A 612-nucleotide genomic window follows, 5' to 3' on the forward strand; every position below is an offset into this window, starting at 1 on the left:
GAGGTAGCGACGCTTACGTGCAGATTTATTCTCATAAGCTTTCCCAATCATCGGCTGAATCGCTTTGACAATACTTTTAGAAAGAGGGTATTTCCCCTTAGTTAATTTCAGGACTTACGCATTGACAACAAAATCTAGTTATGCACCCACAAAAAATTGGTATTTTCAGTACATTTTTTTCATAACTTGTATGAACTTTTGTCATAGGCTCATACTTTTGCTCTCTTCAGAGAGTTTGTAAAAAAGTGATTAAAAGGCTAGATCTATTGATGTCATTAGCTTTCATGTTTTAAAATAGCTGTCAATGCGTAAGTCCTGAATTTGTGTATATCGGCTTCTGAGATAATCAACACAGCCTTATTCGGCTCACTAGATGTCTTTAACCAAGAGACCATCGCTTTTGGTAGAGTATTAAAAAATTCTTTCTTCCATGACTCTAAATCGGCAACACCGCCACCCAGTGCCGACGACAACCTTGATTGAATATCTTTAGGTAAAAAGCGCATACCTTCAATTAGATATTTGCCTTCAACATCCATAAACGCCGGGGCTTCTTGATCAACTTTCCCCCAATTCCAACCAATGAGGAGTGGTTCTTTCGCTGCGAGCCAT

Annotated in this window: 1 protein-coding gene; it reads right to left on the bottom strand. The window is 38.7% G+C overall.

Annotated features, from left to right (window positions below; all coding sequences use genetic code 11):
- Positions 1-275: 275 nt before the first annotated feature.
- The coding region (locus C200_RS15805; RefSeq protein WP_033923758.1) for a hypothetical protein at positions 276-612 on the bottom strand (337 nt) is incomplete at its 5' end.

Source organism: Piscirickettsia salmonis LF-89 = ATCC VR-1361, from assembly GCF_000297215.2.
GTDB lineage: Bacteria > Pseudomonadota > Gammaproteobacteria > Piscirickettsiales > Piscirickettsiaceae > Piscirickettsia > Piscirickettsia salmonis.